17 protein-coding genes and 1 tRNA gene are annotated in these 14,880 nt (G+C 70.4%); 11 read left to right on the top strand and 7 right to left on the bottom strand.

Translation table 11 applies throughout. The features are described 5' to 3' along the window. The first annotated feature begins 18 nt into the window (after positions 1–18). Positions 19–576, top strand: coding sequence for a hypothetical protein (locus ACT3S3_RS01440; RefSeq protein ID WP_301442000.1), 558 nt, complete (start codon positions 19–21; stop codon positions 574–576). Then, positions 570–1,472, top strand: coding sequence for an alpha/beta-hydrolase family protein (locus ACT3S3_RS01435; RefSeq protein ID WP_301441999.1), 903 nt, complete (start codon positions 570–572; stop codon positions 1,470–1,472). The genes ACT3S3_RS01440 and ACT3S3_RS01435 overlap by 7 nt, the downstream gene beginning before the upstream one ends. On the opposite strand, the gene ACT3S3_RS01430 is transcribed toward ACT3S3_RS01435, so the two are convergent. Then, a complete protein-coding gene (locus tag ACT3S3_RS01430) occupies positions 1,376–2,305 on the bottom strand; it encodes an alpha/beta hydrolase (protein ID WP_301441998.1) in 930 nt (309 codons plus the stop codon). The genes ACT3S3_RS01435 and ACT3S3_RS01430 overlap by 97 nt on opposite strands. An 84-nt stretch (positions 2,306–2,389) precedes the next feature. On the opposite strand from ACT3S3_RS01430, the gene ACT3S3_RS01425 reads away from it, so the two are divergent. The 3 genes from ACT3S3_RS01425 to ACT3S3_RS01415 all read left to right on the top strand — a co-directional run bounded on the left by ACT3S3_RS01425 (position 2,390) and on the right by ACT3S3_RS01415 (position 5,120). Beyond that, on the top strand, positions 2,390–3,073 hold the full coding sequence (locus ACT3S3_RS01425; protein WP_301441997.1) for a hypothetical protein: 684 nt from the start codon (positions 2,390–2,392) through the stop codon (positions 3,071–3,073). Next, positions 3,057–4,010 carry a hypothetical protein gene (locus ACT3S3_RS01420; RefSeq protein ID WP_301441996.1) on the top strand — a complete coding sequence of 318 codons (954 nt, stop codon included), beginning with the start codon at positions 3,057–3,059 and terminating at the stop codon, positions 4,008–4,010. Before ACT3S3_RS01425 ends, ACT3S3_RS01420 begins: the two co-directional genes overlap by 17 nt. Positions 4,011–4,247: 237 nt before the next feature. Beyond that, on the top strand, positions 4,248–5,120 hold the full coding sequence (locus tag ACT3S3_RS01415; protein WP_301441995.1) for a hypothetical protein: 873 nt from the start codon (positions 4,248–4,250) through the stop codon (positions 5,118–5,120). An 18-nt stretch (positions 5,121–5,138) separates the two neighbouring features. On the opposite strand, the gene ACT3S3_RS01410 is transcribed toward ACT3S3_RS01415, so the two are convergent. Next, positions 5,139–6,146: a prephenate dehydrogenase gene (locus ACT3S3_RS01410; protein WP_301441994.1), complete on the bottom strand. Its 1,008-nt coding sequence runs from the start codon at positions 6,144–6,146 to the stop codon at positions 5,139–5,141. A gap of 38 nt (positions 6,147–6,184) precedes the next feature. Between ACT3S3_RS01410 and ACT3S3_RS01405 the strand changes: the two genes are divergently transcribed. From ACT3S3_RS01405 to ACT3S3_RS01385, 5 genes are all read left to right on the top strand, one after another. Next, on the top strand, positions 6,185–6,721 hold the full coding sequence (locus ACT3S3_RS01405) for a tRNA adenosine deaminase-associated protein (RefSeq protein WP_301441993.1): 537 nt from the start codon (positions 6,185–6,187) through the stop codon (positions 6,719–6,721). Positions 6,722–6,771: 50 nt separating this feature from the next. Beyond that, positions 6,772–7,200 carry a nucleoside deaminase gene (locus tag ACT3S3_RS01400; protein WP_441579550.1) on the top strand — a complete coding sequence of 143 codons (429 nt, stop codon included), beginning with the start codon at positions 6,772–6,774 and terminating at the stop codon, positions 7,198–7,200. A 65-nt stretch (positions 7,201–7,265) separates the two neighbouring features. Next, entirely contained in the window at positions 7,266–7,433 is a 168-nt protein-coding gene (locus ACT3S3_RS01395; RefSeq protein ID WP_301441991.1) for a hypothetical protein, read from the top strand. Positions 7,434–7,506: 73 nt separating this feature from the next. Then, positions 7,507–7,593, top strand: a tRNA-Ser gene (locus tag ACT3S3_RS01390). 317 nt (positions 7,594–7,910) lie between these two features. Beyond that, positions 7,911–10,409, top strand: coding sequence for an MMPL family transporter (locus ACT3S3_RS01385; RefSeq protein ID WP_301441748.1), 2,499 nt, complete (start codon positions 7,911–7,913; stop codon positions 10,407–10,409). Here the strand turns inward: ACT3S3_RS01385 and ACT3S3_RS01380 are convergent. From ACT3S3_RS01380 to ACT3S3_RS01360, 5 genes are all read right to left on the bottom strand, one after another. Next, positions 10,373–11,269, bottom strand: coding sequence for a sigma-70 family RNA polymerase sigma factor (locus ACT3S3_RS01380; protein WP_301441749.1), 897 nt, complete (start codon positions 11,267–11,269; stop codon positions 10,373–10,375). The genes ACT3S3_RS01385 and ACT3S3_RS01380 overlap by 37 nt on opposite strands. Further along, complete coding sequence (locus tag ACT3S3_RS01375; protein ID WP_301441750.1) at positions 11,266–11,700, bottom strand: carboxymuconolactone decarboxylase family protein; 435 nt, start codon at positions 11,698–11,700, stop codon at positions 11,266–11,268. The genes ACT3S3_RS01380 and ACT3S3_RS01375 overlap by 4 nt, the downstream gene beginning before the upstream one ends. An 80-nt stretch (positions 11,701–11,780) precedes the next feature. Next, the gene (tgt, locus tag ACT3S3_RS01370) at positions 11,781–13,091 is read right to left on the bottom strand and encodes a tRNA guanosine(34) transglycosylase Tgt (RefSeq protein ID WP_301441751.1); all 1,311 of its coding nucleotides are present in this window, start codon (positions 13,089–13,091) and stop codon (positions 11,781–11,783) included. A 43-nt stretch (positions 13,092–13,134) separates the two neighbouring features. Beyond that, positions 13,135–13,404, bottom strand: coding sequence for a hypothetical protein (locus ACT3S3_RS01365; protein ID WP_301441752.1), 270 nt, complete (start codon positions 13,402–13,404; stop codon positions 13,135–13,137). Positions 13,405–13,408: 4 nt separating this feature from the next. Continuing rightward, the gene (locus ACT3S3_RS01360) at positions 13,409–13,717 is read right to left on the bottom strand and encodes a hypothetical protein (protein WP_301441753.1); all 309 of its coding nucleotides are present in this window, start codon (positions 13,715–13,717) and stop codon (positions 13,409–13,411) included. 147 nt (positions 13,718–13,864) lie between these two features. Between ACT3S3_RS01360 and ACT3S3_RS01355 the strand changes: the two genes are divergently transcribed. After that, the gene (locus tag ACT3S3_RS01355) at positions 13,865–14,878 is read left to right on the top strand and encodes an NADP-dependent oxidoreductase (RefSeq protein ID WP_301441754.1); all 1,014 of its coding nucleotides are present in this window, start codon (positions 13,865–13,867) and stop codon (positions 14,876–14,878) included. The last annotated feature ends 2 nt before the right edge of the window (positions 14,879–14,880 follow it).

Here is a 14,880-nt window from a genome sequence, read left to right as displayed (position 1 = left end):
TGCCTAGCGTTCCGGGGCATGTCACGTCGTAGAAGAGTCGCCGCCACCACCGTCCTGATGTCCGCCGCCGTCGTGCTCCTCACGGGGGCCACGTCCACCCCGACCGCCGGGTCCACGGCGGTGACCCCGCAGCCCGTGGGCGCGGTGGCCGCCGCCGAGACGCTCGCCGCGGGGGAGCCCGGGACGTCCTACCTCCCCGCCGAGCTGGTTGCGGAGCTCGGCTACCGGCCCGGGACACAGGAAGGTACGCAGGACAGCACGCAGGACAACGCCGGCTCCGCCACGAACCCCACCGGCGACTGTTCCTCGCCGGTGCCGTTGCCGGAGTCCTTTGAGCCGGCGTGCATGACCCACGACCTGGGCTACGACCTGCTGCGCGTGGCCTACCGCACCGGCGAGACCATCCCGGAGCACACCCGCGCCGCACTCGACCGGCAGATGGCCGCCCAGATGGCGGCGTCCTGCGACGGGGCGACCGCGTGCCGGGCGGTGGCGGGCGTCGCCTACGCCGGCGTGGCGGTCAACACCGTGCGCCAGCACAACGGCGCACCGGTGGAGGAGTGGTTCCCGTGGTGAACCGGGGCAGGACGCTGCTCACGGCGGCGGTGGTGCTGGCGGCGTTGTCGCAGTTTGTGGCCCCGGCCGCGGCGGCGACGTGGTGGGCCTTCGACCGGGGGCCGCTGGCCCAGCACCCGCGCGACGTGCTCACCGAGCCCGCCGCGTCCGGCGCGGTGCGTGTCTACGGCGACCACCCGGGGCAGGACGCCACGGCCGCCGCGCGCGACACCGTCGACGAACTCGTCGACGCCGGTGGTCTGGAGCGTGGCATCGTGCTGGTCACCCTGCCCACCGGTTCCGGGTGGGTGGACCCGGTGCAGGTGGAGGCCGTGGAGGACTGGGCCGACGGGGACGTGGCGAACGTCGCGGTGCGTTATGCGCGCACCCCTTCGGCCGTGGCGTACCTGATGCGCCCGGAGCTCGCCGAGCAGTCGGCGACGGCGCTGTTGCGCGAGGTCACCGAGCGCGTGGAGGAGCTGGACGCCGCGCGGCGTCCGGCGGTGGTGGTGCAGGGCCAGAGCCTCGGCGTCGGCGCGGGTCTGGCGGCGGTACGGCAGCTGGCGCAGGACGGTGCGGCCGCGCCGGCCGCCCAGCTGTGGCAGGGCCGTCCCGGTACCGTCGCCGCGCCGGCCGAGGACCGGTGCACCGTCGACGAGATCAACGACGACGACCCGGTGGCCGCCCTCGGCCCCGGTCTGTTGCTCGACCCCGTCGCCGCGGTCGGGGTGCTGGCGGACCTGCCCGGCTCGGCGTCGTCCACGGCCGGCACGCGGCACAGCTACCGTCCGGTGCTGCCGCCGCAGGGGTGCGTGGGGGATCAGTCCCCGGACACGTCCCCGGACACGTCCCCGAACACGTCGCCGAGGAAGGCGAGCTGGTCGGCGACGACGGCGTCGAAGTCCGCCCCGGAGTAGATGTCGAAGTGGCCGGCGTCGTATTCCTTGACCACACCCTGCGGCGCGCGGGCCACGTGGCGACGACTCGCCGCCACCGGGGCCACGGAGTCCGCCCGGCACAGGCAGAACAGGGCGGGCACGGTCAGCTTCCGGGCGTACCCGCCGGGCCGGGAGGTGAGGATGCCGGGCACGATCCGGGCGGCCACCTCGTTACGGAAGGTGGAGTCCGGTGGGACGAGGCCGAGGTAGCCGTCGATCACGTCGTCGGCGGTCATCAGGGCGGTGTCGCCGGCCCCGCCGGCGGTCGCCACCGTCACCGGGTCGCGGCCCAGCAGCGACGCGGCGATGTCGCGCACCGCCCGCAGCGTCAGCTTCGCCGAGACCACCGGCGGGATGCGCAGCACCGAGGCCACCCCGTCGGTGAACGGGCACTGCGCGATCACGGCGTCCACGGTGCCCGGCGAGCCCGGCTCCGCCGTGGCCCCGACGTGGATCGCGTGCCCGCCGGAGAAGGACGTCCCCCACGCGACCACGGGGGCCTCGCCGGGCAGGGTGTGGGCGAAGGCCACCGCCGCCGCCCAGTCCTCACGCTGACGCCGCACACTGAGCAGCTGACGGGGACGGCCGTCGCTGGCGCCGAAGTACCGGTAGTCGAACACCAGGCAGCGGTAGCCGTGCGCCACGAATCGCTGCGCGAAGGCGTCCAGCCCCATGTCCCGGACCGCGCCGAGCCCGTGGGCCATCACCAGCGTCGCCCGCGGTGGTGTGTCTGGTGCGGTGTCTGGTTCGTAGAGCCAGGCCGCACAGTTCACCTGGCCGGACAGGAAGGTCACGTCGGTGCGTTGTCCCATGAAACAAGGGTGCACGGCGCAGGCCGGATCCGCAACGGTGTTCTACACTCAATAACGGACAAGAGGATCATGTGAGGAGAGCTAATGACTGACAGTGACGGCTGGGGCCGCGGGCCCGGTGACCGGGACCAGACGCCGCAGTGGGGACAGGCCGCCGGTGGTCAACCTGACTGGGGACAGTCGTTCCAGCAGCAGCCGCCCCAGTACTCTCAGCCGCCGCAGGAGCCGCAGGGTCCGCAGGGTTCCGGCGCGGGACGCATCCTCCTGGTCGTCATCCCGGTGTTGATCATCGTCCTCGTCGCCGCGTTGCTGGTCTGGAAGTGGGACGACCTCTTCGGCGGTGGAGGCGACGACTCCGCCCAGTCACCGACGATCAGCCGGCAGACCACGCAGGCCGACGAGACCTCTTCCTCAGCCCCCTCGAGTTCCTCGGCGCCGTCGACGACGTCCAGTCAGAGCCGTCCCGACCGTGCGGACCTGCCCGCCGGTGCCGAGCCGGTCAACGCCGCCGCCCGCGCCGGCGAGCCCACCGGTGACTTCAACTCCGTGTACAAGTCCCCGCCGTCGGGCGACACCTACACCAGTGACGAGTTCGCCCAGGCCGTGCGCGACGCCTTCGTGGAGGCCTACCTCGACAACCGCGAGACCGACCAGGATCTCACCGTGACCAGCCCCGTCAACGGCACGTCCTACCGGATGAGCTGCACCGACGAGGGCAGCTACGTGCACTGCTCCGGCGGCAACGACGCGAATGTCTACATTGCGTAGCCGCGCCGGGGGCGTCAGGGGCGCCAGGGGCCTTGCCGCGGTCGTGCCCGTGACCGCGGCGCTGCTGCTCGGCGGCTGCGTGATCGGCGACGTCGACCGTGACGGGGAGACGGCCCAGGAGACGGCAGGGCAGAGCACCACCGCACGGACCCCGGACCCGACGACTGACCCGACCACGAGCCCGGCGCCGACGTCTTCGGCGTCATCCTCACCGCAGGCCGGCGCCCTCGAGGTCCCGGAGGGATCCGGCAGTGCCGGGGTGGCCCTGCTCGACGACGGTGACCTGCGCACCGGCGGTTCCCTGGCCGACCTCGCCGACGCCGCCTGGTCGACCAGCAAGGTCCCCGTGGCCGTCGCCGCACTCACCAACGCCGGTGCTGACGACCAGAACGGGCTCGACGGGCTGATGCGTCAGGCGATCACCGTCTCCGACAACGACGCCGCCGAGGCGCTCTGGGCCTCCCTCGGTGACGAGGCGGCCGCGGCCGCCGCCACGCAGGACGTCCTGCGCCAGGGCGGCGACACCACGACGACCGTCCCGGCGCAGAAACGCCGCGCGGAGTTCAGCACCTTCGGCCAGACCACCTGGGCGCTGGGCGACCAGGCCAGGTTCGCCGCCGGACTGCGCTGTGTCGCCGGCTCCGCCCCGGTGCTCGACGCGATGGGGCAGGTCGCCGCCGGCCAGGACTACGGTCTCGGCCGGCTCGACGGCGCCCGCTTCAAGGGCGGGTGGGGACCCGGCGAGGACGGCACCTACCTGGTCCGCCAGTTCGGGCTCATCCCCGCCGACGACGGCACGATGGTGCCCGTCGCCGTCGCCGCGACCGCCCCCGACGGCAGCTACGCCTCCGCCCAGGTGGTGCTCGACGAGGTCGCCGGGTCCCTGCGCGACACCGTCGCCGGTGCTCACGGTGTGCCCGCCGAGGGTGGTTGCTGACCGGTCCCGGCCGGTGCGTGGATCGTCAGCGAACCGACAGCTGGCGGACTGCGGGAATTGCAGACCCGTCGGCTAATGTCGGATGCTGTGGTACCCAGGTCAAGCAACGCAAGAGCAACCGGAACGCATCATCGCGCGTCGGGCGGCAACGCCGGGGGGCCAGGTGGTGGTGTCGGGAGGAAGGCGAACCAGTTCAGTCTCTGGATCGTCGGTGCCCTGCTGCTCAGCGTGTTGAGCGTGGCGGTGTTCCTCAACGGCCTCGCGGCCGACGACGGGGACGAGGCCGAGCGCGACCGCCGTGCGCTGGAGCAGGACGTCGCGGCGTCCTCCGAACCGACGGCGCAGCAGGAGGCCGACGACATCCGGGTGGAACTCGCCGCGGCCGTCGACGAGGTCTCCGCGGAGTTCGGCGTCACCGCCGGGGCGACGATGCGCGCCGGCGGCGGCATCGTGCACGTCGGTGACCTGCAGGACGGCCCGGGGCTGTCCTCGATCAAGGTGCCGGTGTCCATCGCCGCGGTGCAGGCCGCCCTGCGTGAGGGCACGCCCGTGGAGGACCTGACCGAGGACATCGACGCCGCGATCACCGTCTCCGACAACGACGCCGCCCTGCGGCTGTGGCAGTCCCTCGGCGACGACGACGAGGCCGCCACCGCGCTCGGCGCGGTGCTGGCCCAGGGCGGCGACCCCACGGACACGAACGTGGACCGCGACAGCGCCGACTACGAGGGCTTCGGCGACATCGGCTGGACCCTGGACAACCAGGCCATCTTCGCCAACCAGATGGCCTGCGTGCTGGGCTCCGAGCAGACCGTCGACGCGATGGGCCGGCTCGCCGAGGAGCACGCCGGAGGCCTCGGCCAGCTGGAGAACGCCCACGTCAAGGGTGGGTGGGGTGACACCGCCGAGGGCAGTTTCATCCTGCGCGAGTTCGGTCTCGTCGGCCCCGTCGGTGCACAGGTCCCGGTCTCCATCGGGGTCATCCCCGAGGACGGCAGCGAGCAGACCTCCCGCGCCGCCGTCGCCGAGCTGGCCCAGCGCATCGCCCCGCTGGTGGAGCAGTCCTCCACCACCGGCGGTGCCGCCGAGTGCCAGGTCGGACAGGAGTAGTCGGGCAGGAGCAGGGGTCTAGAGGATCCCGATCTGCGCGCCGAGGCTCTCGGCCTGGTGCAGTTGCTCGATCCAGCCCGGATCACCGGGGCGCACCCGGATGAACGGGCGGTTGGACGGTGCCTCGCGGGTGCGTCCGGCGCGCGCCTCGTAGCGCAGCCGGGCGTCGTACCCGTCACCGGTGAGCTGACCCAGGTCCCCGTCGGGGTCGCCGAGGGCCGCGCGGGCGGCGCCGAGCAGCTCCACCGTCTCGTCGAGGGCCGTGACCAGGGCGTCCCGGTTGTTCTCGCACATCGCCTGCACCAGCGGCGGGGCGGTGCCGGCCACGCGGGTGCCGTCGCGGAAGCTCGTCGCCGCCAACGACAACGCCAGCGCGCCACCACGGTCGGCGGTCACCGCCAGCGCCTCGGCGAGCACGTGCGGCAGGTGGGAGACCCGGGCCACCGCGTCGTCGTGGTTTCCGGTGCGTGCCGGCACCACCGCCGCGCCGGTGGCCGTGGCGGTCTCCACGACCCGTCGCCACGTGGTCACCCATGCGTCGTTCTCGCCCGCGTTGTCGTGGGTGACGACCCACACCGCGTCGTCGAAGAGGCCGGTCGTCGTTGCGTCCCACCCGGAGTCGGCGGTACCGGCCATCGGGTGGCCGCCCACGTAGCGCTCGGCCAGCCCGTGGGCGCGCACCAGCTCCAGAACCTCCGCCTTCACGCTGACCACGTCCGTCAGCCCGCAGTCCGGGGCGTGGACGGCGACCTCCTCCAGCAGCGAGGGCAGTGCCGGCACCGGCACGCCCAGCACGATCAGGGCGTCCTGCGCGGCGGCGCGGCGCAGCGTGGCGACGAGGTCGGCGGAGACGTCGAAACCGTCGGACGTCGCGGCGTCCACCGTGGCCTGCGACCGGTTCCATCCGAACGCGGGGCGTCCTGCGCCCTGCAGGTCACGCAGCAGGCTGCCGCCGATCAGGCCCAGCCCCAGCACACAGACCGGGAACGGGTCGGCGGGGGCGGGGGACGCTGCTGTGTAGTTCACCTTTCAAGTGTGGCACAGGGCGACTACGGTTAGCGAGCATGAGTGGATTCGTCGTCGCAGCCGAACTCGCCGAGGGTGACTCCGGCGGCGCGTCCTGGCACCTGCGTATCCTGGAACGAGACGTGCCCGACGGGCTGCGGCCGCTGCTGACCGAACTCGGGCGGCTGCGCGCGGCCGGCGTGCTGTTCGCCATGGTCTGCGTGGAGGACGACTGGTGCGCCCTGGTGCGACCCGGCCCGCGCGGCCCCCAGCTGCTGCTCAGCGACGCCTCCGTGGTCGTCGAGGACGACGACGAGCCCGGCATCGGCCTGGCCCGTGACATCCTCGACGAACTCGACGTGGACGGGCCCACCGACGACGACATCGACGACGCCGACGATCCCGACGCCCCCTGGCCCGAGGGCGACTTCGACATCCTCACCGACCTCGGTGTGAGCGACCAGGTGTTCTCCGTGATCCTCGACGACGGGGAGATGCTGGCCACCGAACAGCTCATGCGCCTGGCCGAGGAGCTGGGCTTCGACGACGACCTGGCCGACATCCTCGACACGCTCGGGTACAGCGGGTGGGAGTGACCGGTTCGGGTCTGCCGGCCACCGTGCGCGACAACCGGGACGACGCCCTGATGCGCCGCGCCCTCGCCGTCGCCGCCACCACGCCCGACGGTGACGTGCCCGTCGGTGCCGTCGTCGTCGACCCCGAGGGGCGGGAACTCGCCGCGGCGACGAACAGGCGGGAGGCCGACGCCGACCCGACCGCCCACGCCGAGGTCCTCGCCCTGCGCGCCGCCGCGGCCGCCCACGGCGACGCCTGGCGGCTGCAGGACTGCACCCTCGTGGTCACCCTGGAGCCCTGTGCGATGTGCGCCGGCGCCGCCGTCGGCGCCCGGGTGGGACGCATCCTCTTCGGCGCCCACGAACCACGCACCGGCGCATGCGGCTCCGTGGTGGACGTGGCACGCGACTCCCCGCTGCACACCGTCGCCGTGCGCGGCGGGGTGCGCACCACCGACTGCGAGGAACTTCTCTCCGGGTTCTTTCGCGACCGGCGCTGATTCTCTATCCTGGGGCGGGTCAGATGCAGTACCCCTTTCCAGAACTTTCACGGAGGTTGAACATCATGGATCTCGGAGGACTCGGCGACAAGGCCAAGAAGGCCGTGAACGACAACCGCGACCAGGTCGAGGACAAGGCCGGCGAGGCCATCGACAAGGTCACGGACGGAGACAAGGCGGACAAGGCCAAGGGCTCACTGAAGGACGGGCTGGACAAGCTCTCCGACAAGTGACCGGCCTGCCGCCCCGAGGGTTCGTCCGCGGGCATTTTGCCCGTGCGGGGCGGTTGCTGCTAACTTAGTCGGCGGTGGCGTGTCCGAGCGGCCGAAGGAACTCGCCTCGAAAGCGAGCGTCGTGTAACAGCGACCGGGGGTTCAAATCCCTCCGCCACCGCCGCAGAGAAACCCTCCCGGGAGACCGGGAGGGTTTCTCGCGTTGCGGGGTGGGATGGGGTGGGCTGGGCTAGGACCGGCGCTGTGGAGGTACGGGGGATGGAGTACATTTCGCACCTCATAAGCAGCCTGTGCGAATCTGACCTGGCCTTATGTGATGATCATCCTCTTATGGGGTGCGAATGTTGTCGGTTCACGCCGTGCGCTTACCCCGGCGACGCCTTGCGGGGGTTGCTTGCCCGGAGAGGTTCCGTCCACAGGTCGACGGGTTAGGATTGGCGTTCGCACTGTGCTCCTACGTGGAAGGCTGGCCTCTCCGTGGCTCTACTCCTGTTCCGGCTCGGCCGGTGGTCCTACCTGAGACGGTGGCTCGTCATCGGGATCTGGGCGGTCCTGCTCGCCGCCGTCGGTGGCGGTTCGCTGGTCATCCAGAAGGGCTACAACGACGTCTTCAGCATCGACGGGGTGCCGTCGCAGCACGCCACGCGCATGCTGATGGACGAGTTCCCGGGCACCGACAACCCGGCCATGGCCTCGGACGTGAACCTGGTGTTCCAGGCCCCGGAGGGAGAGAGCCTCGCCGACGAGAAGTACATGGGGGTGCTCGACGAGGTCGTCGACACCGTGCGCACCACCGTCGACGACTTCGGCGACGACTCGTCCTTCGGCAACCCGGTCACCTACAACGACGAGCAGACCGACCTGGTCATCAACACCTCGACGGAGATGGGGCTCTCGCGCGAGGTCGCCGAGGCGGACGCGGCCAACGTCGCCACGCTCAGCCCGGACGGGCGCACCGGCACCACGTCCTTCTCCTTCGACGTGGACCTGCCGGCGGACGTGACCACCGAGGACAAGGACGCCGTCAACGACGCCCTCGACATCGCCCGCGACGCCGGGCTGAAGGCCGAGGCCGGTGGCGCCGGTTTCGGCGACCCGATCGTGATCGAACCGATCAGCGAGGCCGTCGGCCTGCTGGCGGCGTTCATCATCCTGTTCATCACCTTCGGCTCGCTCATCGCCGCGGGCATGCCGCTGATCAGCGCGATCGTGGGCGTGGGCCTCGGCGCGCTCGGCATCACCGGTGCCACCGCCTTCGTGCCGCTGAACAACATCACCCCGGTGCTCGGCATCATGCTGGGCCTGGCCGTGGCCATCGACTACGCCCTGTTCATCATGAGCCGCTACCGCGACGAACTACGTCACGGCAGATCGCGGGCGGACGCCACGGGCCTGGCGGTGGGCACGGCCGGTTCGGCGGTGGTCTTCGCCGGCCTGACGGTGATCATCGCACTGGTCGGCCTACGCGTGGCGAACATCGAGTTCCTCTCCTACATGGGTTACGCCGCGGCGGCGACGGTGCTGCTGTCCGTCTTCGTGGCACTGACCCTGGTCCCCGCACTCTTCGGCGCCTTCGGCGACCGCGTCTTCCGGAAGGACGCCGCGACGGGTGCGCGCGTGCGCGAGGGCATGAGTATGGAGGAGGCGGACGCGGCCGTCGCCGCGTCGTTGGCGTCCGGCTCGCGAGGGAGACGCAGTAAGCGCAGCAAGCGCGGGAAACACGGCCAGCACGAGAAGCCGACCCGCGCAGCATCCGGCACGAAGTCCGGCAAGCCGCTCGGCACGCGCTGGGTGGAGCTGGTGCACCGCGCGCCCGGCGGGTTCCTGCTGCTGGTGGTCGTGTCGCTGGTGCTGCTGACCCTGCCGGCGATGAACCTGCAGCTGTCCCTGCCGTCGGACAAGACCTCCACGCTGGACACCACCCAGCGCCAGTCCGCCGAGATGCTGGAGGAGGGTTTCGGTGCCGGGCGTAACTCCCCGTTCCTCGTCATCGTCAACACCGACGATGTGGACCCGACCTCCTCGGCCCTGTCGCCTCTGGTGAGGGGTGGGGTTGAGCCTGCCCAGGCCGCGTTCGTCACGGTGAAGGACCGGTTGGCCAACAATGTCGGGGTGAAGCACTCCCAGCTCATCGCCGCCTCCGAGGACGGCTCGACCGCGCAGATCCTCGTCACCCCGGAGACCGGGCCCACCGACGAGCGCACCGCTCAGCTGATCCAGCAGCTCCGCGCCCAGCAGGAGGTCCTGGAGAACGAGACCGGCGTGGACATGGGCATCACCGGGCTCGTGCCGATCCAGCAGGACGTCACCGACCGCCTGGCCGACGCCATGCCGATCTACCTGGCGTTGGTCGTGGGGCTGGCGCTGGTCCTGCTGCTGATGGTCTTCCGCTCGCTGATGGTGCCGGTGATGGCGGCCGCGGGCTTCCTGCTGTCCGTCGGCGCGGCGTTCGGTGTGACCGTCCTGTTCTGGCAGGAGGGGTTGTGGGGTCTGATCAGTTCTCCGGGTCCGCTGATCAGCTTCATGCCGATCTTCCTCATCGGCGTGACCTTCGGCCTGGCGATGGACTACCAGGTGTTCATCGTGTCCCGGATGAGGGAACGGTTCACGCTGCACAGTCACGAGGCGGCGAAGACCAGCAAATACAACGCCGTGGAGGACTCGGTGATCGGCGGCTTCGGCCTGGGGGCGAAGGTGGTGACCGCGGCGGCGCTGATCATGATCTGCGTGTTCGCCTCGTTCATCGCCCAGCCGTTGCCGTTCATCCAGATCTTCGGCTTCGCCCTGGGTGTCGGTGTCCTGTTCGACGCCTTCTTCATCCGCATGACCCTGATCCCCGCGCTGATGTTCCTGTGCGGGCGCGCGACCTGGTACATGCCGCGCTGGCTGGACCGCATCCTGCCGTCGGTGGACGTCGAGGGCGCGAAGCTGGAGGAGGCCTACGCCTCCGGCAAGGTCGAGCGCATGGAGGACTGACCGGGCGACGTCCTGATCTTGCCGGGGTTCTGCTGGACCTGGATCCCGGTGACCGTGCCCGCGCCCCCGCCAGCCTCACCGGTCTCCAGGACCACGAGGCGGGTCATGTCCGGTGAAACCGCGTGGAACACCGGCCCGGCCACCGTGTCGACCACGGAGACCCGGGGCATCCCGTACTTGCCGACCAACCCGGCGAGGAACCGGGAGACCCGGTCGTGTCCGCGCACGGCGTTGCGGGCCGCCGAGGACAGCCCGCCGGAGTCCGTCCACAGGACGCAGCCCTCGGAGAGTTCGTCGACGAGGGTGCCCAGGTCGCCGTCGTTGAGGGCGGCGGCCAGGACGTCGAGGCGGTGGCGCTGCACGACGTGGGGGACAGGCACGTCGCCGGTGGACAACGACACCCGTGCCCGACGCAACCGCTGCCGCGTCGCCGACGGGGTCGTGCCGGTGACCGCCGCGATGTCGTGGTGGGACATGCCCGCGACCTCGGCGAGGACCACGATCACCCGGTCCACCGGACGCAAGGTCTGCAGCATCCGGAGGAACGCCAGGTCGACGCCCTCGCCGAGCACGGCGTGCTCGGCCGGGTCGTCCTGCACGGAGATCTCGGGCAGCCACGGCCCCACGTAGCTCTCGCGACGCTTCGCGGCGGACGTCGCGGCGTCCAGCGCCAGGCGCGCGACGACGACCGTCAGCCACGCCGGGACGTCCTGCGGCTCCTGCCCGGTGCCCGTCACGCGGTCCAGGCGCAGCCACGCCTCGGAGACGGTGTCCTCGGCGTCCTGCCAGGTGCCGAGCACCGTGTGGGCGAGGCCGAGCAGGCGGGGACGTTCGTGGGCCCAGGCGTGTGAGTCCGTCATTTCTGCGAGAGTACGCCCAGGCGGTTCCACATGTTGATCGCGGCGATCTCGCTGATCAGCGCGCCGGTGGTCTTCTCCCCGAACTCCGCGAGGACGCGTTCCTGCAGGTCGACGTCGAAGTCGGCGTCCTCGCTGAGGCGGGTGCCGGCCGTGGTGAAGGCCAGGACCAGGGCGTCGGACGCGCTGAACGGGGTGCCGGTGGCGTCCGGCGTCCAGTCGCGGATCGCGTCCACCCATGCCTGGCCGAAGTCGTGCTTGAGTGCCTCGTCGGAGTGCATGCCGATGCAGTAGGAGCAGTTGTTCAGGAAGGAGGCGCGCAGCTCCACGAGCAGGCGTGTGCGACGGTCCAGGCCGCTGCGCGCGGCGAGTTCGAAGGCTCCGGCGGCGGCGTAGGTGCGCTTGCGGATCTTCATCAGGTCGATGTGGGTCATGGTCGTACTCCTGCGGTCCGGTTGAGAACGGGGGACACAGGAGAGACGACGCTGCCCGGGTTACCGTGACAACGTGCAGGTCAGGGCTGGCGGCCGCGCAGCTCCGGGGGAGTGTCGGCGTAGTAGCGGCCGAGGAACTCGTCGCGGTACTCCTCGAAGCGTCCGTCCTCGATGGAGCGCCGGATGTTGTTCGTCAGCGTCACCATGAAGTGGATGTTGTGCAGTGTGCACAACGTGCCCGCCAGGTACTCCTTGGCGCGCAGCAGGTGGTGGATGTAGGCGCGCGTGTAGTTGTCGCACACGTAGCCGCCGACACCGGCGTCGATCGGGATGAAGTCGTGGCGGTGACGTCCCGCCATGAGGTTCAGGCGTCCGTCCAGCGTGTACACCCCGCCGCGACGGGCGAGGCGGGTCGGTGCCACGCAGTCGAAGGTGTCCGCACCTGCGGCGATGGCGGTGAACAGGTCGTCCGGCTCGGAGATCCCCAGCATGTGGCGGGGCTTGTCCTCCGGCAGCTCGTCGCACACCCAGCCGGTGATGGTGCCCAGGTTCTCCTTCTCCAGGGCACCGCCGATGCCGAAGCCGCCGAAGCCGCGGCGCCCCGCGTCCTCCGCCTCCTGCGACAGGTCCACGAGTCCGCGTGCGGCCTTGCGTCGCAGGTCCTCGTACTGCGCGCCCTGCACCACACCCCACAACGACTGCAGTGGACGGTGGCTGCGCTCGAGGGTGAGACGCTCGTGCTCGAGCAGGCAGCGTCGCGCCCACCGGTGCGTGCGTTCCACGGACTGCTCCTGGTAGACGCGGGTGTCGACCAGGGTGGTCAGCTCGTCGAAGGCGAACATGATGTCCGCCCCGAGGCTGTGCTGGATCTGCATCGACTTCTCCGGGGTGAACCGGTGCTTCGACCCGTCGATGACGCTGCGGAAGTCGACACCGTCCTCGTCGACCAGGGCCATGCGCTCCTTCTTCGCCGCGCGGATGTCACCCTCGGTGAGGTTGGCGACGTCCATCGCCAGCACCTTCTTGAAACCGACGCCCAGGCTCATGACCTGGAATCCGCCCGAGTCGGTGTAGGTCGGTCGGTGCCAGTTCTCGAATGCGGCGACGCCGCCGGCGGTGTCCACGATCTCCTCGCCGGGCTGCAGGTAGAGGTGGTAGGCGTTCGACAGTACCGCCTCCGCACCGGTGGAACGGACCTGCTCGGGGGTGAGCGTCTTCACCGTCGCCTTCGTACCGACGGGGATGAACGCCGGGGTGTGGACGTCCCCGTGCGGGGTGTGGATCACGCCGGTACGCCCGTGCGCCGGGGCCCCGTCCACGGTGCCGACGCGGCTGCCGAGCTCGAAGGTGGTGTCCGGTGCCACGTGGTCGGGCGTGGGGGAGTCAGTCATGGTGGATGAGTCTATCCGCCGACGGCGCGGATGCAGGTTTCGGCTACGCCGCACCGTAACGCTGGCGAGCGGCCTCCCCACTAGTTCCGAGTGCTTCACCGAGTTCGCGCCAGGAGACCTTGCTGCCGCGTGCGGTGTGGATTGCGTCGGCAAGGTCGCTCTCCGCGGCATCTCTGCGCCATGCGGCCAGCTTCACTGCCATGACAGGCGGAAGCTCGCGGCTGTCGTCGCCGGGGGCGGGATCGTAGTTCTCGAAGGCGTCGGCGAGCTCCTCGGCGTGGGACGTGATGTCGGCAAGTGTTCGTCGGGTCATTGGGTTATCCCCTCAGGTATTTTTTCCGGGCAGGGCGCATCGCGTGGACGACGGCGACTCCGTCGTGCCAAGCGACGAGCCCGATTTCAACAGGCGTGCCGTCCCAGCCAGGTCCGATGATCATGGTCATTCCGTCCTCCTGGACAAACTGGCTGATCGGGTATCGGAGTGCGTGTTTGATGATCTCGTCAGAGACTCCGTGGCGGTGGGCGGTTTCAAGGATCTGGAGATCGTCGTGCTCGGATCCCAGAATACCTCGTCGCAAGTAACCTTGTCGAGGGTTGAGATGGTTTTCATCACTGATGTCCTGCATGTTCCCCAATTCCCCTTTGTCCCCGTGTGTCGGTTCTTTCACTGTAGCCGGAAACCTGTGTGCCAACCTGTGTGCCGTTGCCAGGACCGGGGACTACCCTCGGTCCACGGAGAACCGAATTCCGACCCTTTTCTAGGAGACGCCTCAATGACCACCGCACGACAGATCGTCCTCGCCAGCCGCCCCACCGGCGCGCCGACCGCGGAGAACTTCCGCTTCGAGGAGGTCACGTTGCCGCAGGTGGAGGACGGGGAGCTGGAGCTCAAGGTGCAGTACCTCTCCCTCGACCCCTACATGCGCGGACGGATGAGTGCCGCCAAGTCCTACGCCGAGCCGGTCCCCGTCGACGGCGTGATGACGGGTGAGACCGTCGCCGAGGTGACCGTCTCACGCCACCCGGACTTCGAGGTCGGTGACCTCGTCCAGGCGCACACCGGCTGGTGCACCCACGCGGTGCTGCCCGCCACGCACGTGCGCACCCTGCAGACCCACGGTGCCCCCGCCACCGCCGCCCTCGGCGTGCTGGGCATGCCCGGGTTCACCGCCTACTCCGGCATGAAGGTCATCGGCCAGCCGAAGAAGGGCGAGACCGTGGCCGTCGCCGCGGCGTCCGGCCCCGTCGGCTCGATGGTCGGTCAGCTCGCCCAGCTCGCCGGTGCCCGCGCCGTCGGCATCGCCGGAGGTCCGGAGAAGTGCGCGTTCGTGAAGGACGAGCTCGGGTTCGACGCCGTGGTCGACCACCGCGACCCCGACTTCGCCGACAAGCTCGCCGAGGCCTGCCCGGACGGTGTGGACGTGTACTACGAGAACGTCGGCGGCGCGGTGTGGGACGCCGTCCTGCCGCTGCTCAACAAGTTCGCCCGCGTGCCGGTGTGCGGCCTGGTCGCCCAGTACAACAACGCCGGTGGCGGCGACACCGACCGGCTGCCCGTGGCGATGAGCACCGTGCTCTCCCAGAGCCTGCTGATCCGCGGTTTCATCCAGATCGAGTTCGCCGAGGAGTACTACCCGGAGTTCCTCGCCGAGATCGGGCCGAAGGTCGCCGACGGCACCATCAACTACCGTGAGCAGGTCGTGGAGGGTTTCGACAACATGCCCGAGGCCTTCGCCGGCATGCTCGAGGGGAAGAACTTCGGCAAGCTCGTGATCAAGGTCGACTGACA

This window comes from Corynebacterium sp. AOP40-4SA-5, assembly GCF_052377355.1.
GTDB lineage: Bacteria > Actinomycetota > Actinomycetes > Mycobacteriales > Mycobacteriaceae > Corynebacterium.
This window is presented reverse-complemented; position numbering and strand designations above follow the sequence as displayed.

Coding starts and splice junctions, on each gene's coding strand:
- ACT3S3_RS01440 (WP_301442000.1), top strand. CDS start 19: ATGTCACGTCGTAGAAGAGTCGCCGCCACCACCGTCCTGATGTCCGCC.
- ACT3S3_RS01430 (WP_301441998.1), bottom strand. CDS start 2,305: ATGGGACAACGCACCGACGTGACCTTCCTGTCCGGCCAGGTGAACTGT.
- ACT3S3_RS01425 (WP_301441997.1), top strand. CDS start 2,390: ATGACTGACAGTGACGGCTGGGGCCGCGGGCCCGGTGACCGGGACCAG.
- ACT3S3_RS01420 (WP_301441996.1), top strand. CDS start 3,057: ATGTCTACATTGCGTAGCCGCGCCGGGGGCGTCAGGGGCGCCAGGGGC.
- ACT3S3_RS01405 (WP_301441993.1), top strand. CDS start 6,185: ATGAGTGGATTCGTCGTCGCAGCCGAACTCGCCGAGGGTGACTCCGGC.
- ACT3S3_RS01400 (WP_441579550.1), top strand. CDS start 6,772: ATGCGCCGCGCCCTCGCCGTCGCCGCCACCACGCCCGACGGTGACGTG.
- ACT3S3_RS01395 (WP_301441991.1), top strand. CDS start 7,266: ATGGATCTCGGAGGACTCGGCGACAAGGCCAAGAAGGCCGTGAACGAC.
- ACT3S3_RS01380 (WP_301441749.1), bottom strand. CDS start 11,269: ATGACGGACTCACACGCCTGGGCCCACGAACGTCCCCGCCTGCTCGGC.
- ACT3S3_RS01375 (WP_301441750.1), bottom strand. CDS start 11,700: ATGACCCACATCGACCTGATGAAGATCCGCAAGCGCACCTACGCCGCC.
- tgt (WP_301441751.1), bottom strand. CDS start 13,091: ATGACTGACTCCCCCACGCCCGACCACGTGGCACCGGACACCACCTTC.
- ACT3S3_RS01365 (WP_301441752.1), bottom strand. CDS start 13,404: ATGACCCGACGAACACTTGCCGACATCACGTCCCACGCCGAGGAGCTC.
- ACT3S3_RS01360 (WP_301441753.1), bottom strand. CDS start 13,717: ATGCAGGACATCAGTGATGAAAACCATCTCAACCCTCGACAAGGTTAC.
- ACT3S3_RS01355 (WP_301441754.1), top strand. CDS start 13,865: ATGACCACCGCACGACAGATCGTCCTCGCCAGCCGCCCCACCGGCGCG.